Origin of the sequence: Streptomyces antarcticus, assembly GCF_026627255.1 — a bacterium.
Lineage (GTDB): Bacteria > Actinomycetota > Actinomycetes > Streptomycetales > Streptomycetaceae > Streptomyces > Streptomyces antarcticus.
This window is the reverse complement of sequence record NZ_JAPNLM010000008.1, coordinates 93659-118181: the sequence shown is the minus strand read 5'-3', so window position 1 is coordinate 118181 and position 24523 is coordinate 93659. Positions and strand designations below refer to the sequence as shown.

Genomic DNA, 24523 nt, shown 5'->3' with positions numbered 1-24523 from the left:
TCAGCTCTTGTCGTAGTAGCCGAAGATGTCGACGATCAGGTGGGTGGTGCCGTAGCTCTGGTTGAAGAAGTCGACGATGCCGTCGGGGCCGCCGGTCGCCTGGACCAAGTTCGGGACGGTCTTGCCCGGCGTCCAGTTCAGGGTGGACGAGGTGGGCGCGGGCGGCCACGACGCGAAGTCGTTGTCGTACGCGTACACCGTGTTCGGGTCCGGCACGACGCCGAGGAAGCCGTTGGCCTTCGTGTCGGTGACGGTGGTGTTCAGGACCCAGCTGGTCTCGTGGGAACGGTTGTGGCCCAGCGGGATGTAGGCGTAGCCGAAGTCGTCGAGCGGGCCGGAGTCCCAGTTGTCGTCGCCGCGGGTGTCGAGCAGGCGCTCGGGCTGGACCGGACGGTAGGCGCCCTCGCCGGCCGGGCTGTAGAAGCCGACGACGTCGACGATGACGTCGGTCGCGCCCCAGGCGCCGTTGCGCACGCTGATCTTGCCGTCCTGGCCGACGGGGACGATCACCGCGTTGGCGATGGTCTGGCCGGCGCTGAAGTTCAGGTTGGACGTCGTGGCCTGCTGCCCGCTCGGGAACACGCTCAGGTGGCCGTCGCTCTTGGGCTCGGTGATGGTCACGTTCAGCGCGACCGCGGTCACGCCGGAGGCAGGAACGTTGTTGCGGCCGGCGATCTGGACGTTGAACGTGCCGGCCCCGGGCACCTGCCCCCTCTGCGTGCCGAGCCCGGAGCGGGTGTCGACGAGACGGGAGGGGGCCAGCGGGGTGTAGCCGCTGGACGTGGTGTGGGTGAAGTAGCCGGTGACGTCGGCGATCAAGTCGACCGTGCCGCCACTGCGGTTGTACAGGTCGACGTAACCGTCTTCGCCGACCGGCACGATCACCAGGTTCGGGACGGTCTGGCCGGCGTTGTAGTTCACGTTCGACGAGGTCGGGCGGTCGTCGCCCGAGCCGTACGCGGTGATGTGGCCCGAGCTGGTGGCGTTGGTGACGGTGACGTTGAGGACCACGGCCGTGACGCCGGCCGGGATCTTGGCATTGCCCTCGATCTTCACCTTGACGGTGCCGAAACCGGCGACCTTGGCCCGCGGTGCGCCCGTGCCGTCGCGGGTGTCGAGCAGGCGGGTCGGGGTGTGCGGGGTGAAGTCGGAGCCCAGGGTCCACAGGTCCATCGTGTTGACGGCCCGGGCGCCCGAGTTGTCGGACAGGGTGACCTTGGCCGTGTAGTAGCCGATGTCCTTGTAGGAGTGCTGCAGCGGCACGGTCTCGTTGCCGTAGACGTTGAACTGGTCGGTGCTGCCGTCGCCCCATTCGACGCTCAGGCTGAGCAGCGTCGAGTCCGGGTTCGTGACCGTGGCGTCGATGTGGACGCCGCGCGCGCTGGTGCCCCAGCCGCTGAGCCCGACCGTCGGGTCGGCGGCGGCGACGGCGTCCTGGGCCTGCGGAGCGGCCGTGCTCTTGGCGTCGACCTTCGGCGCGAACTGGACCGTGCGCTCGGCCGGGCTGCTGAACTTCTGCTGTCCGACCTCGGTGAGGTCGGGCGTGCTGTCGACCCCGTGGGCGTCCGGCTTGCTGGACTTGGTGGGCTGGACCGGGTCGGCCGCGTGGGCCAGACCTGGTATGAGACCTACACCGGCCGCGATGACGGCGGCGGAAAGCATGAGTCGGCGATTGCGCACCGGCCCCCCTATTTTCGTTTTTTGAACTTGATCAGGTTTGAAACCAGGCTCAGAGTACATAGCCGCACGTGGCTTGATCAGGGGGGTAGGGCATCCAGTTTGGCGGAGGCAGGCGCGGTCCACCGCCCCTATCCGCCCTGATCGGGACAGACTGCTAAGCGCTTGCTCGCCCAAGGGCTTGTGCGGAGGGCGGCACGTTCCTAGCATCACTGGTGTTACATCAGTTGTGTCACACAGTCGCAGACCAGAGACGCTGGGGGCCCGATGGCAGTGACAGGGAACGGTCCGCTCTCCGGGGTGCGCGTCGTCGAACTGGCGGGCATCGGCCCGGGCCCGTTCGCCGCGATGCTCCTCGCCGACCTGGGGGCGGACGTCGTACGGGTGGACCGGCCCGGCGGGGGCGGGCTCGCGGTCAATCCCGCGTACGACGTCACCAACCGCAACAAGCGTTCCGTCCTGCTCGACCTCAAGTCTGCCGGGGGCCCGGCCCGCGTCCTGGACCTCGTCGAGCGGGCCGACGTGCTCGTCGAGGGCTTCCGCCCGGGGGTCGCCGAGCGGCTCGGCGTCGGCCCGGCCGACTGCCACGCGCGCAACCCGCGGCTGGTCTACGGCCGGATGACCGGCTGGGGCCAGGACGGCCCGCTGGCCCACACCGCCGGGCACGACATCGCCTACATCGCCGTGACCGGGGCGCTGGGCATGATCGGCGAGCCGGACGGGCCCCCGGCCGTCCCCGCCAACCTGGTCGGGGACTACGCGGGCGGCTCGCTCTACCTGGTCATCGGTGTCCTCGCCGCCCTCCAGCACGCGCGTGCCACCGGCGCCGGCCAGGTCGTCGACGCGGCCATCGTGGACGGCACCGCCCACCTCACCGCGATGATCCACGGCATGATGGCGGCCGGTGGCTGGCAGGACCGGCGCGGGGCCAACCTCCTCGACGGCGGCTGCCCCTTCTACGGCACCTACGAGACCTCCGACGGGCAGTACATGGCGGTCGGCGCGCTGGAGCAGCAGTTCTACGACACCTTCACCGAGCTGCTCGGCATCGCCGACCGGGCCCCCGCCCGCAAGGACCTCGCCCGGTGGGGCGAGCTCCGCGAGGCCGTCGCCGAGCGCTTCCGGACCCGTACGCGCGCCGAGTGGACGGCGTTCTTCGAGGGGACCGACGCCTGCGTCGCGCCCGTGCTTTCGCTGCGAGAGGCGCCGGACCACCCGCACCTCGCGGCCCGCGGCACCTTCACCGACTTCGGCGGGATCGTCCAGCCCGCACCCGCGCCGCGGTTCTCGGCGACCCCGGCGTCCGTGACGAGCGGCCCGGCCCGCCCGGGTGCGCACACCGAGTCGGTGGCCGCCGACTGGGGCGTGCCGGCGCTGCTGGAGGCGGATGCGGATGCGGATGCGGACGCGGTGGAGGCGGCGAAGGCCGAGGAGCTGCAGCCCTCCGCGCAGCAGTCCGCCGAGCGGGAGCCGGGGGAGGAGGGCTGATGGAGCTGTCCATGACGCTCCACGCGGGCTACAACGACCTCGCCGTCGCCTACGGGTACGGCGAAGCGGCCCGGAAGATCCAGGAGCTCTACCTCGCCGGGCGCACGCGCGACGCCGCGGCCGCCGTACCGGACGAGTTCTGTGAACTGATGACGCTCTGCGGGCCCGAGGGGTACGTCCGCGAGCGCGTCGAGGCCTTCCGCGAGGCGGGCGTCACCATGCTCAACGTCACGCCGGTCGGCCCCGAGCCGGCCCGGCTGATCGAAACCGTCAGGAACTGGCTTTAAGGAGCCGACCCATGCAGCGCCAGATCTTCGACGCCGACCACGAGGCGTTCCGCGAGACCGTCCGCACCTTCCTCGCCAAGGAGGTGCTGCCGCACTACGAGCAGTGGGAGAAGGACGGCATCGTCAGCCGGGAGGCGTGGCGCGCCGCCGGCCGCCAGGGGCTGCTGGGCCTGGCCGTCCCGGAGGAGTACGGGGGCGGCGGCAACCCCGACTTCCGGTACGCGGCCGTGATCGCCGAGGAGTTCACCCGGGCGGGCGCCCCCGGGCTCGCCATCGGGCTGCACAACGACATCATCGGCCCGTACCTGACCTCGCTGGCCACCGAGGAGCAGAAGCGCCGCTGGCTGCCCGGCTTCTGCTCCGGCGAGACCATCACGGCCATAGCGATGACCGAACCGGGCGCCGGCTCCGACCTCCAGGCGATCCGTACGACGGCCGAGGACCGCGGCGACCACTGGGTGCTGAACGGTTCGAAGACCTTCATCTCCAACGGCATCCTCGCCGACCTGGTCATCGTGGTCGCCAAGACCACGCCCGACGGCGGGGCGCACGGCCTGTCGCTGCTCGTCGTCGAGCGCGGCGCCGAGGGCTTCGAGCGCGGCCGCAACCTCGACAAGATCGGACAGAAGGCCCAGGACACCGCCGAGCTGTTCTTCCACGACGTGCGCGTGCCGAAGGAGAACCTGCTCGGGGAGCTGAACGGCGCCTTCGTCCACCTGATGACCAACCTCGCGCAGGAGCGGATGGGCATCGCGATGGCCGCCATCGCCGCCTCCGAACACCTGCTGGAGATCACCACGCGGTACGTGAAGGAGCGCGAGGCCTTCGGGCGGCCGCTCGCCAAGCTCCAGCACATCCGGTTCGAGATCGCGGAGATGGCCACCGAGTGCGCCGTCACCCGTACCTTCCTCGACCGGTGCATTGCCGACCACACCGCGGGCGAACTCGACCACGTCCACGCCTCCATGGCCAAGTGGTGGGCGACCGAGCTCCAGAAGCGGGTCGCCGACCGCTGCCTCCAACTCCACGGCGGATACGGCTACATGACCGAGTACCGGGTGGCGCGCGCCTTCGTCGACGGCCGCATCCAGACCATCTACGGCGGCACGACCGAGATCATGAAGGAGATCATCGGCCGTTCCCTCCTGGGCTGACCCGCCCCACCGACCTTCCCGGCCTCCCCCCAGCACCCTGCGAAAGGCTTGACCAGTGAGCACCGAAGCTTACGTATACGACGCGATCCGCACCCCGCGCGGGCGCGGCAAGGCCAACGGCGCCCTGCACGGCACCAAGCCGATCGACCTGGTCGTCGGCCTCATCCACGCCCTGCGCGAGCGCAACCCCGGACTGGACCCCGCCACCATCGACGACATCGTGCTCGGCGTCGTCGGCCCGGTCGGCGACCAGGGCTCCGACATCGCCCGGATCGCCGCCATCGCGGCCGGGCTCCCGGACACCGTCGCGGGCGTCCAGGAGAACCGCTTCTGCGCCTCCGGCCTGGAAGCCGTCAACATGGCCGCCGCGAAGGTCCGCTCGGGCTGGGAGGACCTGGTCCTCGCCGGCGGCGTGGAGTCCATGTCCCGCGTGCCGATGGCCTCCGACGGCGGAGCCTGGTTCGCCGACCCGATGACGAACTGGGACACCGGCTTCGTGCCCCAGGGCATCGGCGCCGACCTGATCGCCACCATCGAGGGCTTCTCCCGGCGCGACGTCGACGAGTACGCGGCCCTCTCCCAGGAGCGCGCCGCCGCGGCCGTCAAGGACGGCCGGTTCGCCGGGTCCGTCGTCCCGGTGACCGACCGCAACGGCCTGGTCGTCCTGGACCACGACGAGTTCATCCGCCCCGGCACCACGGCGGACACCCTCGCCCGCCTGAAGCCGTCCTTCGCGGACATCGGCGACCTCGGCGGGTTCGACGCCGTCGCCCTGCAGAAGTACCACTGGGTCGAGAAGATCGACCACGTCCACCACGCGGGCAACTCCTCCGGCATCGTCGACGGCGCCTCGCTCGTCGCGATCGGCTCCCGCGAGGCGGGGGAGCGGGGCGGCCTGCGGCCGCGCGCCCGGATCGTCTCGGCGGCGGTCTCCGGCTCCGAGCCGACCATCATGCTCACCGGCCCCGCCCCGGCCACCCGCAAGGCCCTGGCGAAGGCCGGCCTGACCATCGACGACATCGACCTGATCGAGATCAACGAGGCCTTCGCGGGCGTCGTGCTCCGCTTCGTCAAGGACATGGGCGTCTCGCTGGACAAGGTCAACGTGAACGGCGGCGCCATCGCGCTCGGCCACCCGCTCGGTGCCACCGGCGCGATGATCCTGGGAACCGTCATCGACGAACTGGAGCGCCAGGACAAGCGCTACGGGCTCGTCACCCTGTGCGTCGGCGGCGGCATGGGCGTCGCCACCATCGTCGAACGCCTGTAGCCGTGCGGCGCGGCGAACGCCCGACCCGCTCGTAGCGAACGCCCCCGTAGCGAACGCCCTCGCGGCGAACGCCCGACCCCCGCGTAGCGCCCGGGCCGCCCCCGGCCCCTTCCGCCCGGCCCCGCCGAACGAGACTTCCACGGAGAGACCCACCCATGACCGAGACCCGAACCATCCGCTGGGAACAGGACGAGACCGGCGTCGTCACCCTGATCCTCGACGACCCCGACCAGTCCGCCAACACGATGAACCAGGCCTTCAAGGACTCCATCGCAGCGATCGCCGACCGCGCCGAGGCCGAGAAGGACTCCATCCGCGGCATCATCTACACCTCCGCCAAGAAGACCTTCTTCGCGGGCGGCGACCTCAAGGACATGATCCGGCTGGGCGCCGAGCACGCGCAGCTGGCCTTCGACACCGGCACCGCCATCAAGGCCTCGCTGCGCCGCATCGAGACCCTGGGCAAGCCCGTCGTCGCCGCCATCAACGGCGCAGCCCTGGGCGGCGGTTACGAGATCGCCCTCGCCTCCCACCACCGTGTCGCCCTCGACGCCCCCGGCTCCAAGATCGGCCTGCCCGAGGTCACCCTCGGCCTCCTGCCGGCCGGCGGCGGCGTCACCCGCACCGTGCGCCTGATGGGCATCGCCGACGCGCTGCTCAAGGTGCTGCTGCAGGGGACCCAGTACAACCCGAAGCGCGCTCTGGAGAACGGCCTGGTCCATGAACTGGCCGCCACGCGCGAGGAGATGCTCGACAAAGCCCGCGCCTTCATCGACGCGAACCCCGAGTCGAAGCAGCCGTGGGACGTACCGGGCTACCGGATCCCGGGCGGCACGCCGTCCAGCCCCCGGTTCGCCGCGAACCTGCCGGCCTTCCCGGCCAACCTCAAGAAGCAGCTGAACGGAGCCCCGTACCCGGCCCCGCGCAACATCCTGGCCTGCGCCGTCGAGGGCTCCCAGGTGGACTTCGAGACCGCGCTGACCATCGAGGCCCGCTACTTCACCGAGCTGGTCACCGGGCAGACCGCCAAGAACATGATCCAGGCGTTCTTCTTCGACCTCCAGGCCGTCAACGCCGGCCGCAGCCGCCCCCGGGGCGTCGAGCCGCGCCCGGTCCGCAAGGTCGCCGTCCTCGGCGCGGGCATGATGGGCGCGGGCATCGCGTACTCCTGCGCCCGGGCCGGGATCGAGGTGGTCCTCAAGGACGTCACCGCCGAGGCGGCCGCCAAGGGCAAGGCGTACTCCGAGAAGCTGCTCGACAAGGCCCTCTCGCGCGGCCGCACGACCGAGGCCCAGCGCGCGGAGCTGCTCGGCCGGATCACAGCGACCGCCGACGCCGCCGACCTGGCCGGCTGCGACGCCGTCATCGAGGCGGTCTTCGAGGACACCTCCCTCAAGCACAAGGTGTTCCAGGAGATCCAGGACGTCATCGCGCCCGACGCGCTGCTGTGCTCCAACACCTCCACCCTGCCGATCTCAGGGCTCGCGGAGGGCGTGAAGCGGCCCGCGGACTTCATCGGGCTGCACTTCTTCTCGCCCGTGGACAAGATGCCGCTGGTCGAGATCATCAAGGGGGAGCAGACCGGCGACGAGGCCATCGCCCGCGCCTTCGACCTGGTGCGCCAGATCAACAAGACCCCGATCGTCGTCAACGACTCGCGCGGCTTCTTCACCTCGCGCGTGATCGGCCAGTTCATCAACGAGGGCGTGGCGATGGTCGGCGAGGGCATCGAGCCCGCCTCCGTCGAGCAGGCCGCGGCGCAGGCCGGCTACCCGGCCAAGGTGCTGTCGCTGATGGACGAGCTGACGCTCACCCTGCCGCGCAAGATCCGCAACGAGACCCGCAAGGCCTTCGAGGCCGAGGGGCGCACCTGGGCCGAGCACCCGGCGGACACCGTCATCGACCGGATGGTCGACGAGTTCGGGCGGCCCGGCCGCAGCGGCGGCGGCGGCTTCTACGCGTACGACGAGGCGGGCAAGCGCGCCGGCATCTGGCCGGGCCTGCGCGAGCACTTCACCAAGCCCGGGTACGAGATCCCCTTCGAGGACATGAAGGAGCGGATGCTCTTCTCGGAGGCGCTCGACTCGGTCCGCTGCCTCGACGAGGGCGTGCTGACCTCGGTCGCCGACGCCAACATCGGCTCCATCATGGGCATCGGCTTCCCGGCGTGGACGGGCGGCGTGCTCCAGTACGTCAACGGCTACGAGGGCGGCCTGGCGGGCTTCGTGGCCCGCGCCCGCGAGCTGGAGGCGGCGTACGGCGAGCGCTTCGCCCCGCCCGCGTCGCTGGTGGCGAAGGCCGAGCGCGGCGAGACGTACGCGGACTGAGTGCGCGGGTCCGCGGACCGAGTGCGCCGGTCCGCGGGCCGAGTGCGCGGGCCGGCCCGGGACATGCGGCCGGTCAGCGGCCGCCGTCGCCCCTGGCGGGGCCGTCCGCGTCCCGCAGTACGGCGACGGCTCCGCGCAGCTCGGCGCCGTCCGGGGCGGTCCACCGGGCCAGTACCTGTCCGAGGAGGCCGTCCCCGGCGGCGGGGCCGGGGCGCAGCACCCGGGTGAGGCTCAGCGTCAGGGGGGCGGCGTCGGGGTGCCCGGCCGGGCCGACCGCGAGGACCGTGGCGTCGGCGGTGTCGGCCGCGCCGCCGGGCCGCCGGGTCAGGTCCGCGGGTACGCCCGGCCCCTCGGGGCGGGCCTCGACGGTCGGGTCGGGGACGTTGCTCTCCCGCTGGGCCTGGGCCGCCGTCTTGCCTGCCAGCAGGGCGAGCAACTGCCCGACGAGGACCGGGTCGTGGGCCCCGTCGTAGATCCAGCGCGTGCCCAGGACGCCGTGCTCGCTGGTGCCGATCAGGCCCGCCTCGGCGCCGGCCAGCGGGGCGCCCCGGTAGGTGAGCGGCACCAGGTAGGCGACCGGGGTTCCGCCGGACCCGTCGGTGACGGCCATGAACTCGATGCCCACCTCGCCCTCCGGGTCGTCGATCCGGAACCCGCCCGCCGCGGAGAGCTCCGCCGCGGTGAGCTCCGCCGGCCCCCCGGTTCCCTGGTACCAGGAGCGCAAGGGAAGCCAGGCGGCGAGGAGTTCGTGCTTGGTCGGGGTCATGGTGGTGCGGTGGATGACAGCCATGACGGTGAATCTACCCCGGCCCCGCCGGCCCGGGCGGGCGGCCGCCGCCGTAGGAACGATCAGCCCTCTCCGGAGACGAACGCCGCCCGCAGTTCCTCCCTCAGCGACCGCTGGAAGGCCGTGACCAGGGCCTGCACCACCATCGGCTGCATGTGCGCCGACAGCGCCTTCATCGACTCCACCCGCTCGGGGTCGCTCTCGCCTTCGGTGAAGGGCCCCCACACCTCGTCGCGGAACAGCGCCGTCAACTCGTGCGCCGCCGACCTGGTGTGCTCCACCAGCACCCGCCGGGCCGCCAGGATCGTCTCGTGCGCGATCGGCACGTCGAGCAGCGCGACCCCCAGCCGCAGCAGCCCCACGTCCACCCGGAACCCGTCCCCCGAGACGGCGAGTACGTTCATCGCCGTCAGCCGCCGCAGATCGGCGTCCGACAGGCTGCGTCCGGCCCGCTTCTCCAGCTCCGCCCGCGAGGCCTCCCGGGCCGCGTCCGGAGCCCAACTTGCCACCATCGCCCGGTGGATGGCCAGGTCGTGCGCGCTCAGGTCGTCGGGCAGGGCGTCGAGGTACCGCTCGATGGCGGAGAGGGTCATGCCCTGGTGCTGCAACTCCTCGATCAGCGCGAGCCGCGAGAGGTGCTCCGGGCCGTAGTGGCCCACCCGACGAGGCCCGATCACGGGAGGGGGCAAAAGCCCGCGCGTGCTGTAGAACCGTACGGTGCGGACGGTGACGCCCGCCCGGGCCGCCAGCTCGTCCACGGTGAGCATCGGCTCGGGTGCCTGGTCGGCCATCGTCTGCGCCTCGCTCTCTGCTCCACAGCTTGGGTTCAACAGTATTGCTGTCGCACCAACGATGTGAAACGGCCAGGAGCTGCCCATGACCACGAACCTGCGACTGCCCGGACGACCCGAAGAGATCACCGTCCCCGCCCTGCTCGCCCGCAACGCCGCCGCGCACGGATCCCTCCCCGCGCTCTCGTGGCGCACGGGCCCCGACGCCGCCGAGTGGACGACCCTGACCTGGTCCGAGGTCCGCCTCAAGGTCGCCGTCCTCGCCGCCGGGTACGCCGCCTTCGGAGTCGGGCGCGGCGAACACGTCCTGCTGATGATGGGCAACCGCCCCGAGCACTGGCTCAGCGACCTCGCCCTCGTCCACCTCGGCGCCGTGCCCGTCACCGTGTACGGGACCTCCGCGCCCGAGCAGATCGCCCACATCGCCCGCCACAGCGGGGCCAGGCTCGCCGTCGTCGAGGGCGCCCGCGAGCTCGCCCGGTGGGAGCCGCTGCTGTCCGACGCCGACGTGCCCCTGGAGCGCCTGGTGGTCGCCGAGGCCGCCGAGGCCGGCCCGCACGGCACGTACGCCTCCCTGTACGCGTCCGGCGTCCGGCTGCACCGCGCCGACGCCTTCGACAAGGCCTGGCAGGAGACGCGCCCCGAGGACCCGCTGACCGTCGTCTACACCTCCGGGACCACCGGCGACCCCAAGGGGGTCCGGCTGACCCACCGCAACCTGATGCTCCAGGCGATCCGCCTCGACCGCCACGTGGACCTGCCGGAGCACGCCGAGCACATCTGCTACCTGCCCTTCGCGCACATAGCCGAGCGGGTCCTCGGCATCTACCTGCCGCTGCTGCGCGCCGCGCACGTACGGCTGTGCGCGGACCCCACCGCCGTGGCCGGCGCGGTCCGCGAGCTGCGGCCGGTGCAGTTCTTCGGGGTGCCCCGGGTGTGGGAGAAGCTGGCCGCCTCCGTACGGGCCGTACTCGCCCGGCTCCCCGAGGACCAGCGGGCGGCCATCGAGGCCGCGAACGACCTGGCCCGCGCCCGCGCCGCCCACCGGGAGCGCGGCGAACGGGTCCCGGCCGCGCTCGAAGCCTCGTACGCGGCGGCGAAGGAGCGGGTGCTGGACCCGCTGCTGGGCCTGGCGGGGATGGACCGGCTGGTCTGGACGGCCAGCGCCACGGCGCCGATGCCCATCGACGTGGTCCGGTTCTGGGCGGGCTGGGGCATCACGATCATGGACGCCTGGGGGCTCACCGAGACCTCCGGCGTGTGTACGGTCAACAGCCCGGACGCGTTCCGCCTCGGCTCGGTGGGCCGGCCGATCGAGGGACTGGAGCTGCGGCTCGCCGGGGACGGGGAGATCCTCACCCGCGGCGCGACCGTCTTCGGGGGCTACCTGCGGCCCGACGGCTCGCTGGAGGACGCGGCCGACGCGGAGGGCTGGTTCCCCACGGGAGACATCGGCCGGCTCGACGAGGACGGGTTCCTCTGGCTGACCGACCGCAAGAAGGAACTGATCATCACCTCGAACGGCAAGAACGTCTCGCCGGCGCTGGTGGAGAACACCGTCAAGGAGCACCCGCTGATCGGGCAGGCCCTGGTCCACGGCGACGGCCGCTCCTACCTCGTCGCCCTGCTGGTCCTGGACCCCGACCTGGCGCCCGCCTGGGCCGCCGCCCGGGGCATCGAGGCGGCCTCGCCCGCGGACCTGGCCGCGCACCCGGCCGTACGGGAGGAGGTCGACCGGGCGGTGGCCGCGGCAAACGCCCGGCTCAACCGGACCGAGCAGATCAAGCGCTACCGCCTGCTGACGGAGGAGTGGGGGCCCGAGAGCGGTGAGCTCACCCCCTCCCTCAAGCTCCGCCGCCGGGTGATCCGCGAGAAGTACGGCGCACTGATCGACGGGCTGTACGAGGACCCCGCCCCGGCGCCGTAACCCGAACGGCCCCGGTCCGGTGGGCGGCCGCCCGCCCGCCGGACCAAGGCGGTGGAATGTCGACACACATCGCTACCCACCCGCCCTCCGGGTCAGGCCGGGTGACGGCCGATGGGCGTACTGCGTGACAATCCGGAGTTCGCCCTCGACCCGTTGGACCAGCTCAGGCGATCGGCGATGGCTTGCAGGCCCCGCACTGGACGTTGCGAAGTACACTCGTCGCAGGGTCCACGATCAGAGTGACACCGGCTCCGTGCGGGCAGGTGCGGCGGGGCCGCTTCCCAGGTCGGCGGTCCACCCGGAGCCCATCCCAGCGCATTGCCAGATCGCGGTATCGAGGATCTACCCACAAGCGGGCCTCGCCCGTTTCTTCGCTCACTGCAATCTCTTCCTCACGGCTCGTAGTCAACGACTGTAAGGGACTGGGTGCTCAGGTGGCCGGTGGAGCGGCGCATGCCGATCCGCCCTCCGTGCACTCGCTGTGCATGCAGTCGCCGCCGTGCATCTCCGTATCCGCGAGCGCCCCCCACAGGTACGCGTCCGGCTCGTACCCGGCCTCTCGGATCGCCTCCATGGTCCGGTCCAGCGTGTCGGCCGCCCGGCGCAGCGTGTCCGGTCCTTCCGGCCTGTGGTCGACGAACCGCCCGGTGTGCCGGCACAGCTCCCGGTACATGGCCGTGTGGAGGATCAGGGCGTGCCAGCCGATGTCCACCACCCTGGACGGGCGCAGGTGCCGCCCGGTGGCCTGTCCGGCGGCGGCCACGAACTTGAGGGCCTCGTTTACGATCCGGGTGGCGAGGGCCTCGTCGATGCCGTCATTGTCGCGCTGTACGAGGTGCGCCACGCGGTCGAATCCCTCGTCGGACAGCAGCGCTCGGGCGGATGACTGCAGAGCGGTGGGCGTTGCCACGGTGGACCTCTCCTGTCGGGTGAGACGGATGGGTGGGAGTTCAGGTGCCGTTCACGATCGCGTTGAGCGCGAGGGCTGTGGCGGCGATGAACACGGCGGTGACGATCAGGGCTTGCTTCTGCCAGTCGGTCATCGTTCGACCGGCTCATCCGGCCGACGCCACGGACACCGCGCTTTGTGCAGCGTTGCCCCGCCCTCCGGTCCGCCGATCGGGAGCGCCTCGGCGCCGCAGCCACGACATCGGCGGGATTGGGCAGTCCACCGGCCGGTCGGGTACGTAGGCGTCGTCATGCCATGCCGCCGTCCGGCGGGCAGGAGTAGACGTCGTAGTCCAGGGCGTGCGGGCCGTCGTGTACCAAGGCGATCCCGCGGAGTAGGCGGTCAGTGGACAGCTGCCCCCCGCAGGCGACGCAGGCGACCCCCTTGAGCTGCTCCGTCGAGAGCTGGCTGGTGACCGGGACGGGAACGTCCCGGCAGGCGGCCCCCGTGCGGCGGTCGACCTCCACATCGTCACGTGAGCTGGTCATTTCGGGTCTCCTACCGCAGTTCTTCAGCGCGTCATGTGCGCGTAGATGGATGATGGCCGGACACACAGATGGGCAGATAGGCCATCGCGTGGCCATCGGTGGCCACGTGCCGGCCACGGCCGGAGGCAGACGCGATGACACCTCACACTGGAGCGGTTGGCCACCGAAATGACGCGCTTCGGGCAGCCCGGCTCAGGGCCGGGTGGCGCTCAATGCAGTGCGCAGCAGAAGCCGTCAGTCTCTATGGGCAGCGGCTTTTGGACGACCCGCACTTTCACGTGGCGGCCAGAACCTGGCGTCGCTGGGAGGGTGACGTGGGTCAGCGCGGCTGGCCGCCGGAGGCCACCGCGATCGTCCTTCACGATGCCCTCGGCCGCTGGCCTGAGGAGCTCGGGTTCCAGCCGCCAGTCGGCTGGATCCGACCCGAGGCACACCAAGAGGCAGACGTGAACCGCCCGACCTTCGTCAGCGTCACTGCGGCCGCGCTCGTGCCCGGCCCCACCGCCGCGCAACACGTCGATCCCGCGCTGATCAGCTACTTCCAGGAGCAGTTGGAGGGGCACTACCGGGCCGACATGCTGCTCGGGCCGCACGACCTCATCGGTACCGTATCCGCGCAGTACCAGCTCATCGACAAGCTTGTCCGCTCCGCGCAAGGCGAGACCCGCAGCGGGCTGCTCCGCGTCGGCGCCGCGTATGCCGCGCTCGTCGGCTGGCTCTACCAGGACGCTGGCGACCTGGGCGCGGCCAGCTTCTGGCGGGGGATAACGCAGGAGATCGCGGCCCGCTCCCGGGACCGGCACCTCTTCGGCTACAGCCTCGTCAACCTCGCGCAGGTCCGCACCGACCTCGGCGACGGGTACGGAGTCATCGACCTGTGCGAGGCCGCTCTCGTAGACGACCGGCTGTTCCCCAAGGTGAGGGTGATGGCCATGCAACAGCAGGCTCACGGCGCCAGCCTCGTCGGCGACCGCACCGCTGTCGACCGGCTCATCGACGTGGCCGACGACCTGATCTCCCGAGTCGATGACGACCTGCCCTGGGGCAACGCCTGCCGGCGGACACCCGGCTACCTCGAAGTGCAGCGCGCCACCTGCTACGGCCGGCTTGGCCTGGGGCGTGAGGCGGAGTCCCTGTGGTCGCAGGTCCTTGACGCGGTGCCCGCGACCGCCCGCCGGGATCGCGGCGTGTACCTCGCCCGGCACGCTACCGCCGCTGCCGGTGCCCGGGAGCCGGAGCAGGCCGTCGACATCGCGCGGGCGGCCGTCGAGATCGCCGTCGAGACCGGATCCGCCCGCATGCGCCGCGAACTGGGCATCCTGGAGAAGGCTATGCGGCCATGGCACGATGCCCCGGTAGGCCGGGACCTCGCGGGGATCCTGGCGTCGGTGAACGAGGGGAGCTGACATGGGCGTGCCGACGGTGCTGTCCGAAGAGGAGGTCGCGGAGGGCATGGCCGGGCTGCCGGGGTGGGAACGGAAGGGCGATGAGATCACCCGTACCTATCCGATTCGGTATCACGCGGCGGTGGCCGCGATCGTGACGATCGCCGACCGGTCCCGGCGGGTCCAGCATCACGCCGACCTCGACCTCCGCATTGACAGCCTCCGCGCGTCGATCACGACCCACGACGCCGGGCACCGGCTCACCGCGGCCGACTTCGACCTCGCGCACCGCATCGACGCGATCGTCGCCGCGCACCAGGCGCTTCCGCTCGACTGACCCTGGATGAACGGGTGAGCCCCCTTCCTTCCCCGAAGGGCCGGAAGGGGTATCGGGAGGATGCGCCGGGCGTTGTGGGCGGGCGGTCAGCGGCCGATCAGCGGGTAGTGGTCGGAGAGGTTGGTGTAGGTGTAGGACGTGCCCCAGCTGGAGACGGTCCAGGGCGCGGACTGCTCCTTGACCACGTTGTTCTCCCAGCCCGCCGGGCGCGCGTTGCCCTTGCGGTACAGGACGTAGTCCAGGTCCTCGCGCGGGTCCGTCGGGTAGCGGTAGGACGCGATCGAGTTCAGCGCGGTGTCGAAGGAGTACGGGTGCCCGGTGCGGCTGTCGGAGCCGGCCAGGTCGGCGTTGGCGAGCAGGGACGCGTACTCGGGGGTGTGCGAGTCGACGTTCAGGTCACCGGCGACGATGACCTGCTCGTTCGCCGGGATGTTCTTCCCGTCCAGGAACGCGTCGATCGACCGGAACTGGCGGGCGCGCATCTCCGCCGCCTCACCCGCGCCGCAGCCGGGGTCGGTGGACTGCGCGTGCGTGCCGACCACGTGCACCTTGGCGCCGTTGACGTTCAGGACGACGTAGGCGAAGCCCTTGTTCGACCACCAGTCGGCGCCGCAGGCGTCCTTGTAGACCACCTGCTCCTTGCGCACGATGGGCCACTTGCTCAGGACCGTGACGCCGCCGTCCTCCGGGGTGGTGGAGGAGTACGCGCCCCCGGTGGCGTCCCAGCCGCTCTTGCTGCGGCCGATGACCGGGGTCTGGTACGGGTAGCGCGCGGCCGAGTTGGCCTTGATCGCGTCCGAGGCGGCGTTGTCGAAGGCCTCCTGGAGGACGACGACGTCGTGGCCCTGGTAGAAGTCCGCCTTGGGGATCTCCGCAGCCCGGTGGTCCTGGCCCCAGTTCGGGTAGAGGCTCTTGCTCATCAGGAACACGTTGTACGACAGGACGCTGAGCCGCGGGGCGGCGGCGCTCTCCGCGGCCGTGGCGGCCGGCGCGGTGGTGGCGGCCAGCGCACCGGCGGCTATCGCCGCGACGGCCGCGGCGGCGGCCCGGTGGCGGCGGTGGGAGGTGAGCAGCATGAGGTCTCCATCATTCCTGCGGGGGAAGATCGGCTCCGTCATCCAAGCAGCCACGGTTACTTCGGGGTAACACCCGTGACAAGACTTTCTGTCCACAGCGCGACGACGTGGGGGCGCCGGCGGGACCGGAGCCGATCACTCCTCCGCAGAGGTCCGCGTGAAGGACGCGCGGCCCCCCGGCCCGGCAGTACGGGGGCCCCGGCAGAAGCCGCGCGACCCCCGGCATACTGGAAAGACGGCGAGGTCCAGACCCTGGGGGACGCGATCATGAGTACGACGGAACACCCCGCGAAGGGATCGCCTGGCCGGACGGCCGCCGACCGCCGCGCCGACCCCGAGCCGCCGCCTCCCGGCGGTGTGCTGTGGACCATCGCCGGCGACGTCCGCGCCCTGCTGATGCTCCCCGCCGCCTTCACCATGCAGGTCGCCCACCCCGCCATCGGCGCCGGCGTCGACGAGCACTCCGTCTTCCGTACCGACCCCTGGGGCCGCGGCGAGCGCTCGCTGCGCTCGGTCCAGCTGTGGGTGTACGGCGGGCAGGACGCCGCCGAGGAGGGGCGCCGGGTCCGCCGCCTGCACAAGGAGATCCAGGGCACCGACACCCGGGGCCGGCGCTACCACTCCCTCGACCCCGCCTGCTACGCCTGGGTGCACGCCAGCGGCTTCCCGGTCTACCTGTACGCGGGCCGCTACCTGCTGCGCCGCTTCACCCCCGCCCAGGAGCGACAGCTCTACCGCGAGTGGCTCCAGGTGGGCCGCATCCTCGGCCTCCACGACCGGGACATGCCGCAGGGCATCGAGGAGTTCTGGGTCTACTACCGTCGCATGCTGGCCGAGGAGATCGAGCCGACGAAGGTCGCCCGCGAACTGGTCGCCACCGACGTGCCGCTGCCCCGCCCCGAGGGCGGCCCGCTGCCCGTACGGCTGCTGCTGCGGCTCACCTGGCCGGTGCTGCGGACGGCGTTCCTGCGCCTGCGGGCCTTCGTCACCGTCGGGTACATGCCGCCCGACGCGCGCGCCGCGATCGGCCTGGAGTGGACCCCGGCCCAGGAACGCCGCCTGCGGCGGTTCAGCACCGCCGTGCGGATCCTCGTACCGCTCCTGCCCGAGCGGCTTCGCTACCTGCCCGTCGCGCGGGCGGCCCGGGCCCGATGGCACGCCGCCGCCCGCTGACGGACCTCAGCGACCGTGGTCGTGGACCGTGTTCGTCTCCGCGATCTTCTTCCAGGACTTCGGCTCCACCCTCTCCGCCGGGGCGGCCGGGAGCGAGCGGGCCGAGGGGGACTGCGCGGCCTTGGCGGCGGCCGGGTTCAGGGCGGAGACGTCCGGCTTGCCCGGGGTGTAGAGCCAGGTCTCGAACAACTGGGCCAGCGGCTTCTTCGAGATCTTCTCCGCGTACCGGACGAAGTCGCCGACCTTGGCGTTGCCGTGCGCCCGCTCGGTCGGCCAGCCCTTCAGGATCTGGAAGAACGTCTCGTCACCGACCTCGTTGCGCAGCGCCTGCACGGCGATGGCGCCACGGTCGTAGACGGCGCCGTGGAACTGGTTCTCCGGACCCGGGTCACCCGGCTTGACCTGCCAGAACGGGTCCTCGGCCGGGCGGGTGGCGTACGCCCAGTCGGCGAGCTCCTGCGCGGTGCCCTCGCCCTCCTTCTCCGACCACAGCCACTGGCTGTAGCGGGCGAAGCCCTCGTTGATCCAGATGTCCTTCCAGCCCTCGACGGACACGCTGTCGCCGTACCACTGGTGGGCCAGCTCGTGGACGACCACCGAGACGTTCGCGCCGTTCTGGAACTGCCGCGGCCCGTAGAACGGCCGGGTCTGCGTCTCCAGGGCGAAGCCCGCGGTCACGTTCGGCACGTAGCCGCCCAGCGCGTTGAAGGGGTACGGCCCGAAGACCCCCTCCAGCCACTCCGCGACCTCACCGGTGCGCTCCACGCTGGCGCGCGCCGCGCCCGCGTTGTCGCCGAGGTCCTTGCTGTAGGCGTTGAGGATCGGCAGACCGCTCGCCGTCTTGTCGGTGGTGATGTCGAACTTGCCGACCGCGAGGGTGGCCAGGTACGTGGCCTGCGGCTTGTTGGAGCGCCAGTTGAACCGGGTCCAGCCCAGCCGCGAGGTCTGCGACTGGAGCACGCCGTTGCTGATGGCCTGGGTGCCGTCGGGGACGTTGACGGACACGTCGAAGGTGGCCTTGTCCGTGGGGTGGTCGTTGCTCGGGAACCACCAGACCGCCGAGTCCGGCTCCTGCGCGGCCACACCGCCGTCGGGCGTGCGCTGCCACGCCGACCAGCCGTCCACCTTGAACTCGGAGGGCTTTCCCGCGTACTTGACGACGACGGTGACCGAGGTGTTGCGCGCCAGCGGCTTCGCCGGGGTGACCTCCAGCTCGTGGTCGCCGGACGTGGCGAACTTCGCCTTCGTGCCGTTGACCCGGATCTCGCTGACCTTGAGGCCGAAGTCGAGGTTGAAACGGGAGAGGTCCTGCCTGGTGGTGGCCAGGAGGGTGGCCGTGCCCTCCAGGAGGTCCGTCTTCGGCTGGTACCGCAGGCGCAGGTCGTAGTGCGACACGTCGTATCCGCCATTGCCGCTGGCCGGGTAGTAGGGATCGCCGATACCCGGTGCGCCCGGACCGGAACTCGCCGCCGACGCCGGGATCACCAGCAGGAGGGAAGCGGCGAGCACGCTCGGGGCGATGACTTTGCGGTGCACGAAGGGCTCCAAGTGGTAGGGGAGACAGTGCGGTTCAAGGTCTCGTCGTTCGACCGTATTCACCCCTGCCGTCCCACGTCATGTCCATGGCCCCTGCATTCACACGATCGCCATTCGGCCGTCACGCCGGGGCCCGGCGAGCCGGTGCGGCGGGCCGCGCTGCCCGGTGGTACGGGCCACGTGGCGGGTCGGCGCGGGTGCGGCGGGCCCGGGGGAGCGGCGGCCGGGACGGGGGACCGGTCCGGGACCGGGGCCGGTCCGGCTCCGGCTCGGCTCCGGCCCGGCCCGGAGAACGGCCGGAAACGACCGCCCGCGCGGGGTGTCCCGGGCACCGGCGGCCTCACCTGCCCCGGCGGGGTACCCGACATACTGAGCAGTCGGTAACCTGGCCGCCATGACCGTCTCGACGCTTCCCCCGCTCGCCGCCCGGCACGCCTGGCACGGCGCGATCAACCCGATTCACTCCACCGTGTACTTCTCCCCGGACATCACCAGGGAGTTCGCCGCCCTCGGGGTCAAGGACCCGGTCGCCGTCAACCTGGCCCACCGGTCGGCCGCCATGGGAGCGGTCGGAGCGGGCGCCGTGACCGCCGCGTTCTACAACTACCGCCACGACCTCGTCGCCCGGCACCTCCCGGCCGTCTGGGAGACCGTCACGCCCGCCGAGGCCCTGGCCGCACGCCTGCGCGCCGCCGACGCCACCCTGACCCGCCTCCTCGGCGCCGAGACCGTCGAGTCGCCCGAGCTCGCCGAGGCCGCCGACCTGGCGATGCGCGCCACCGAGGCCTGTACCCGGCACGGCCGCGCCCTCTACTCCGCCCACGCCGACCTCCCCGTGCCCCAGGAGCCCCACCTGCGCCTGTGGCACGCCGCCACCCTGCTGCGCGAGCACCGCGGCGACGGCCACCTCGCCGCCCTGCTCGCGGCGGACCTCGACCCGCTGGAGGCCCTGGTCAGCCACACCGCCACCGGCAAGGGCATGGCCCCGAAGTGGCTCAAGGCCATCCGCGGCTGGGAGCAGTCCGACCTGGACGCCGCCACCGACCGGCTGCGCCGCCGCGGGGTCCTCGACGCCGACGGCGCTCTCACCGCGGAGGGCGCCGCGCTGCGCGAACGGCTGGAGGCGGAGACCGACCGGCTGGACGCCGCCCCGTACGAGCACCTCGGCGCGGCCGGCCTGGCCCGCCTGGCGGAACTCGGCGGCGGCCTCGTGATGAAGGCCGTCACCGCCGGGGCCTTCCCGGCGGACCTCCGCGGCTAGGCCGTCCCTTTCCCGGTCGCGCCGGTTCCGGAGCCGCCGTGTGGCGGGCTTGCCCGCCCTTGCGGCGGCCACCTGCCACACTTGGCAGCCTTCCAGTGCAAACGAAGGCAGGCGGGACCCGATCGTGACGACGTCCATCGAATGCAGGATCGCCGAGGAGCTCGGCGTACGGGAACGGCAGGTCAAGGCCGCCGTAGAGCTGCTCGACGGCGGCTCCACCGTGCCGTTCATCGCGCGCTACCGCAAGGAAGCGACCGAGATGCTCGACGACGCCCAGCTGCGCACCCTCGAGGAGCGGCTGCGCTACCTGCGGGAACTGGAGGACCGGCGCGCCGCGATCCTGGACTCCGTACGGGAGCAGGGCAAGCTCGACGCCGAGCTGGAAGCGCGGATCAACGCCGCCGACACCAAGGCCCGGCTGGAGGACATCTACCTGCCCTTCAAGCCCAAGCGGCGCACGAAGGCGCAGATCGCCCGCGAGGCGGGCCTGGAGCCGCTCGCCGACGGCCTGCTGGCCGACCCGTCCGTCGAACCGGCCGTCGCCGCGGCCGCGTTCGTCGACGGGGACAAGGGGGTCGCCGACGCGGCGGCCGCCCTGGAGGGCGCCCGCGCCATCCTCACCGAGAAGTTCGCCGAGGACGCCGACCTGATCGGCGAACTGCGCGAGCGCATGTGGGGCCGCGGCCGGCTCGCCGCGAAGGTCCGCGACGGCAAGGAGGAGGCGGGCGCCAAGTTCGCCGACTACTTCGACTTCGCCGAGCCGTTCACCGCACTGCCCTCCCACCGGGTGCTCGCCATGCTGCGCGGCGAGAAGGAGGACGTCCTCGTCCTCGACCTGGAGCCGGAGGCCCCCGAGGACGCGGACACCCCCGGGCCCTCCACCTACGAGGGCATGATCGCCCGCCGCGCCGGGGTGAACGACCGCGGCCGGCCCGGCGACAAGTGGCTGGCGGACACCGTCCGCTGGGCCTGGCGCACGAAGATCCAGGTGCACCTCGGCATCGACCTGCGCACGCGCCTGCGTCAGGCCGCCGAGGACGAGGCCGTACGGGTCTTCGCGGCCAACCTGCGCGACCTGCTGCTCGCGGCGCCCGCCGGCACCCGGGCCACGCTCGGCCTCGACCCGGGCTTCCGCACCGGTGTCAAGGTCGCCGTCGTGGACGACACCGGCAAGGTCGTCGCCACGGAGGTGATCTACCCGCACGTCCCCGCCAACAAGTGGGACGACTCCCTCGCCAAGCTGGCCCGCCTCGCCAAGGAGCACGCCGTCGAGCTGGTCGCCATCGGCAACGGCACCGCCTCCCGCGAGACCGACAAGCTGGCCGCGGACCTCATCGCCCGCCACCCCGAGCTGCGGCTCACCAAGGTGATGGTCTCGGAGGCGGGCGCCTCCGTGTACTCGGCCTCGGCCTTCGCCTCGCAGGAACTCCCCGACATGGACGTGTCGTTGCGCGGAGCCGTTTCCATCGCCCGCCGACTCCAGGACCCGCTCGCCGAGCTCGTGAAGATCGACCCGAAGTCGATCGGCGTCGGCCAGTACCAGCACGACCTGGCCGAGGTGAAGCTCTCGCGCTCGCTCGACACGGTCGTCGAGGACTGCGTGAACGGCGTCGGCGTGGACGTCAACACCGCCTCCGCGCCCCTGCTCTCCCGTGTGTCGGGCATCAGCGGCGGGCTCGCCGAGAACATCGTCGCCCACCGCGACGCCAACGGCCCCTTCCGCAGCCGCAAGGGGCTCAAGGACGTCGCCCGCCTCGGCCCGAAGGCGTACGAGCAGTGCGCGGGCTTCCTGCGGATCCGCGACGGGGACGACCCGCTGGACTCCTCGGCCGTGCACCCCGAGGCCTACCCGCTGGTCCGGGCCATGGGCAAGACGGCGGGCGGCGAGGTGGCGGCCCTGATCGGCAACACCGGCGTACTGCGCTCGCTGCGGCCGGAGCAGTTCGTCACCGAGGCCTTCGGCCTGCCCACGGTCACGGACATCCTGCGCGAGCTGGAGAAGCCGGGCCGGGACCCGCGCCCCGCCTTCAAGACGGCCACCTTCAAGGAGGGCGTGGAGAAGATCGGCGACCTGGCCCCGGGGATGATCCTGGAGGGCGTGGTCACCAACGTGGCCGCCTTCGGCGCCTTCATCGACATCGGCGTCCACCAGGACGGCCTGGCGCACGTCTCCGCCCTGTCGAAGACCTTCGTCAAGGACCCGCGTGACGTGGTCAAGCCCGGCGACATCGTCCGGGTCAAGGTCATGGAGGTCGACATCCCGCGCAAGCGGATCTCGCTCACGCTGCGCATCGACGACGAGCCCGGCGCGGAGCGGACCCCCGGCGCGCCCCGGCAGCGCGAAGAGCGGCGGGGCGGTGGCGGCCGGCCCCCGCAACAGCGCGGCCAGGGCGGCCAGGGCCAGGGCGGCGGCCAAGGCCAGCGCGGCCAGGCGCCGGCCGGGCAGGACCAGCGCGGACAGGGCCAGCGGAGCCAGGGCCAGGGCCAGCGCGGCCAAGGCGCCGGTCAGGGCCAGAGCGGTGGCGGCCAGGGCCAGCGCGGCCAGGGCCAGCGCCCCGGCGCCTCCGCCGCGGCCCCGGCGAACAGCGCCATGGCCGACGCCCTGCGCCGTGCCGGGCTCACCGGCCCCGACGAGCGCCGCAAGCGGTAGCCGCGCCGTCCGCGGCGTGCCATTGCAGCCACCGCGGCGCGCGCGGCGTCCGTACGGAATGGCCGAATAGCCTCCCCGTCAGGGGACGTGCCTTGCCAACGCCCGTACAAGATCTGTAGGCATGGTGGAACGCCCGTTCGTCACCCGGCGAACGGGCTTCCGCGTTTCCCCCTCAGGACCGTTTTCCCCGAGGCCGCCTTGAAGGCACAGGACGCCATGCCCATGCCCACGCACGCCTACCGACGCTGCCCGAGAAAGGGTCCGAAGAGGGATCACATGCCCCACCGGCAACTCAGCCTGCGCAAGAGGTGCGAGAACATTCTCGGCCATCTGGATCTGACCCGTCCGTTCTCCCTCGACGCGCTGTGCGACCGGATCGCCGAGCAGCGGGGCCGTCCCATCCGGCTCCACCCGCTGCCCAGGGAAGCCGCGGAATCAGGGGTCTGCGGGCTGTGGGTGGGCACCGCCAGCATCGACTACGTCTTCTACGAGGCGCAGACCACCCCGCTGCACCGCGAGCACATCGTCCTCCACGAGCTCGGTCACATCCTCTTCGGCCACCACTCGCTGGAAGGGCAGGAGGCGCAGGCCGACGGCGGCGCCCCCACCGTGCTGGGACGCACCAACTACACCACCCGTCAGGAGCAGGAGGCGGAGATGCTCGCCAGCATGATCCGCATCCGCACGGTGAACGCGGGCCCTCCGTCGGCCGCCCGGCCCGGGGGCACCCTGGGCCGGCTGGAGTCCGCCATGGGGTACGAGCGGGGGAACGATGGCAGCTGACCTGACCGCGTTCGGCGACTGGCTCGCCGTCCCGAGCGTCGTGTGCCTGTGGATCGCGGTCCTGCTGCGCGCCCCCGGCGCCCTGCGCTCCCCGCACCAGCGCGGCCTGTGGCTCGCCGTCGCCACCGCCGCCGCCGCGATGACGTTGAACCTCCCCGCCGTCGTCACCTACGCGATGGGCCGCGACCCCGGCTACGCGCACACCATCGGCCTCGTCCGCAACCTCATCGGGGTGCTGTCGGCGGGCGCCGTGCTCTACTTCGTCGCCGCCACCACCCGCGGCCGCCGGCTCCAACTCGCCTCCGCGGCCGCCACCGTCGCCTGGCTGGCCACCCTCGTCGCCCTGGACACGGCCGCGCCCGGACACGGCACGCACACCATGCCGCCGGTCGGCGACCCGGTGCCCTCCCTGGCGTACTGGCTGGTCCTGATCTGCGCCCACGTGATCGCCAACACCGTCTGCGTGGCCCTGTGCTGGCGCTACAGCCGCCGCACCGAGAGCCGCGGACTGGCGGCCGGGCTGCGGCTGTTCGGCCTCGGCACGGCCCTCGCCGGACTGTTCTGGCTGGCGTACCTGCTCAAGGCCCTGTCCGGCAGCACCTGGGCGATGCCCGCGCTGCCGCTGCTGATGAACCTGCACGGCCTGCTGCGGGCCGCCGCGATCCTGGTGCCGACCCTGTTCACCTTCCGGCGCACCGCCGCCGACGCCGCCACCGCCTGGCGGCTGTGGCCGCTCTGGCGGGACCTGGTGCAGGCGGTCCCGCACGTGGCGCTGAACAAGCCGCGGGCCGGGCGGGTCGTGGAGCTGCTGTGGCCGCCGGTCCCGCGCAACCTGCTCGTCTACCGCAAGGTCATCGAGACGCGCGACGCGATCCTGATCCTGGGGGAGCACGTCGCCCCGGGCGCCCTGGAACTCGCCCGGACCCACGTCGCCGGAGCCGGGGTCCCCGAGCAGCGGCGCACCGCGGCCGCGCTGGCCCGCGTACTGAAGGAGGCCCGGCAGGCCAAGCTGGCCGGGCTGCCCGGGCAGAGCGGCGAGGCGGCGGCGCTGGAACTGCCCGCCGCGATCCAGACCTCCGAGGACGGCGGGGACCTGGAGGACGAGGCCCGGTTCCTCGTCGACGTGGCCCGGGCGTACGCCTCGCCGGCCACCGCCTCCGCCCTCACCCCGTGAACC

Annotated in this window: 19 protein-coding genes and 1 pseudogene; 13 read left to right on the top strand and 7 right to left on the bottom strand. The window is 72.1% G+C overall.

The genetic code is table 11. The features are described 5' to 3' along the window. Positions 1-1662, bottom strand: a complete 1662-nt coding sequence (locus OTB16_RS14775; RefSeq protein ID WP_267720604.1) for a hypothetical protein — start codon at positions 1660-1662, stop codon at positions 1-3. A 282-nt stretch (positions 1663-1944) separates the two neighbouring features. On the opposite strand from OTB16_RS14775, the gene OTB16_RS14770 reads away from it, so the two are divergent. The 5 genes and pseudogenes from OTB16_RS14770 (at position 1945) to OTB16_RS14750 (ending at position 8203) form a co-directional block, all read left to right on the top strand. Continuing rightward, positions 1945-3165 carry a CaiB/BaiF CoA transferase family protein gene (locus tag OTB16_RS14770; RefSeq protein WP_324290825.1) on the top strand — a complete coding sequence of 407 codons (1221 nt, stop codon included), beginning with the start codon at positions 1945-1947 and terminating at the stop codon, positions 3163-3165. Positions 3166-3194: 29 nt separating this feature from the next. Further along, positions 3195-3452, top strand: a pseudogene (locus OTB16_RS14765) (LLM class flavin-dependent oxidoreductase); the annotation flags it as partial. Between the two features lie 11 nt (positions 3453-3463). Continuing rightward, positions 3464-4606 (top strand): acyl-CoA dehydrogenase family protein, encoded by a 1143-nt coding sequence (locus OTB16_RS14760; protein ID WP_267720603.1) that lies wholly within the window; start codon positions 3464-3466, stop codon positions 4604-4606. 55 nt (positions 4607-4661) lie between these two features. After that, positions 4662-5876 carry an acetyl-CoA C-acetyltransferase gene (locus OTB16_RS14755; RefSeq protein WP_267720602.1) on the top strand — a complete coding sequence of 405 codons (1215 nt, stop codon included), beginning with the start codon at positions 4662-4664 and terminating at the stop codon, positions 5874-5876. 155 nt (positions 5877-6031) lie between these two features. After that, on the top strand, positions 6032-8203 hold the full coding sequence (locus OTB16_RS14750) for a 3-hydroxyacyl-CoA dehydrogenase NAD-binding domain-containing protein (protein ID WP_267720601.1): 2172 nt from the start codon (positions 6032-6034) through the stop codon (positions 8201-8203). A gap of 73 nt (positions 8204-8276) precedes the next feature. Here OTB16_RS14750 and OTB16_RS14745 read toward each other — a convergent pair whose 3' ends face one another. Next, positions 8277-8993 carry a maltokinase N-terminal cap-like domain-containing protein gene (locus OTB16_RS14745; protein WP_267720600.1) on the bottom strand — a complete coding sequence of 239 codons (717 nt, stop codon included), beginning with the start codon at positions 8991-8993 and terminating at the stop codon, positions 8277-8279. Positions 8994-9052: 59 nt separating this feature from the next. Beyond that, positions 9053-9781: a MerR family transcriptional regulator gene (locus OTB16_RS14740; protein WP_267720599.1), complete on the bottom strand. Its 729-nt coding sequence runs from the start codon at positions 9779-9781 to the stop codon at positions 9053-9055. A gap of 85 nt (positions 9782-9866) precedes the next feature. On the opposite strand from OTB16_RS14740, the gene OTB16_RS14735 reads away from it, so the two are divergent. Further along, a complete protein-coding gene (locus tag OTB16_RS14735; RefSeq protein WP_267720598.1) occupies positions 9867-11708 on the top strand; it encodes an AMP-dependent synthetase/ligase in 1842 nt (613 codons plus the stop codon). 430 nt (positions 11709-12138) lie between these two features. Here OTB16_RS14735 and OTB16_RS14730 read toward each other — a convergent pair whose 3' ends face one another. Next, positions 12139-12618, bottom strand: coding sequence for a glycine-rich domain-containing protein (locus OTB16_RS14730; RefSeq protein ID WP_267720597.1), 480 nt, complete (start codon positions 12616-12618; stop codon positions 12139-12141). A 287-nt stretch (positions 12619-12905) separates the two neighbouring features. Beyond that, a complete protein-coding gene (locus OTB16_RS14725) occupies positions 12906-13145 on the bottom strand; it encodes a hypothetical protein (protein WP_267720596.1) in 240 nt (79 codons plus the stop codon). A 446-nt stretch (positions 13146-13591) separates the two neighbouring features. Between OTB16_RS14725 and OTB16_RS14720 the strand changes: the two genes are divergently transcribed. Together OTB16_RS14720 and OTB16_RS14715 are read left to right on the top strand one after the other, a co-directional pair. Further along, complete coding sequence (locus tag OTB16_RS14720; protein WP_267720595.1) at positions 13592-14551, top strand: NsdA family TPR-like regulatory protein; 960 nt, start codon at positions 13592-13594, stop codon at positions 14549-14551. A gap of 1 nt (position 14552) precedes the next feature. Further along, complete coding sequence (locus OTB16_RS14715) at positions 14553-14867, top strand: 4a-hydroxytetrahydrobiopterin dehydratase (RefSeq protein ID WP_267720594.1); 315 nt, start codon at positions 14553-14555, stop codon at positions 14865-14867. A gap of 86 nt (positions 14868-14953) precedes the next feature. On the opposite strand, the gene sph is transcribed toward OTB16_RS14715, so the two are convergent. After that, entirely contained in the window at positions 14954-15943 is a 990-nt protein-coding gene (gene sph, locus OTB16_RS14710) for a sphingomyelin phosphodiesterase (RefSeq protein ID WP_267720593.1), read from the bottom strand. 267 nt (positions 15944-16210) lie between these two features. Between sph and OTB16_RS14705 the strand changes: the two genes are divergently transcribed. After that, positions 16211-17116: an oxygenase MpaB family protein gene (locus OTB16_RS14705; RefSeq protein WP_267720592.1), complete on the top strand. Its 906-nt coding sequence runs from the start codon at positions 16211-16213 to the stop codon at positions 17114-17116. Between the two features lie 6 nt (positions 17117-17122). Here OTB16_RS14705 and OTB16_RS14700 read toward each other — a convergent pair whose 3' ends face one another. Further along, a complete protein-coding gene (locus tag OTB16_RS14700; protein ID WP_267720591.1) occupies positions 17123-18652 on the bottom strand; it encodes a M1 family metallopeptidase in 1530 nt (509 codons plus the stop codon). 394 nt (positions 18653-19046) lie between these two features. Here OTB16_RS14700 and OTB16_RS14695 point away from each other — a divergent pair, with 394 nt between their 5' ends. The 4 genes from OTB16_RS14695 to OTB16_RS14680 all read left to right on the top strand — a co-directional run bounded on the left by OTB16_RS14695 (position 19047) and on the right by OTB16_RS14680 (position 24520). Continuing rightward, a complete protein-coding gene (locus tag OTB16_RS14695) occupies positions 19047-19913 on the top strand; it encodes an SCO6745 family protein (protein ID WP_267720590.1) in 867 nt (288 codons plus the stop codon). 124 nt (positions 19914-20037) lie between these two features. Further along, positions 20038-22563: a Tex family protein gene (locus tag OTB16_RS14690; protein ID WP_267720589.1), complete on the top strand. Its 2526-nt coding sequence runs from the start codon at positions 20038-20040 to the stop codon at positions 22561-22563. A gap of 276 nt (positions 22564-22839) precedes the next feature. Further along, positions 22840-23346 carry a hypothetical protein gene (locus OTB16_RS14685; protein WP_267720588.1) on the top strand — a complete coding sequence of 169 codons (507 nt, stop codon included), beginning with the start codon at positions 22840-22842 and terminating at the stop codon, positions 23344-23346. Further along, entirely contained in the window at positions 23336-24520 is a 1185-nt protein-coding gene (locus OTB16_RS14680) for an MAB_1171c family putative transporter (protein WP_267720587.1), read from the top strand. The genes OTB16_RS14685 and OTB16_RS14680 overlap by 11 nt, the downstream gene beginning before the upstream one ends. Positions 24521-24523: the final 3 nt, after the last annotated feature.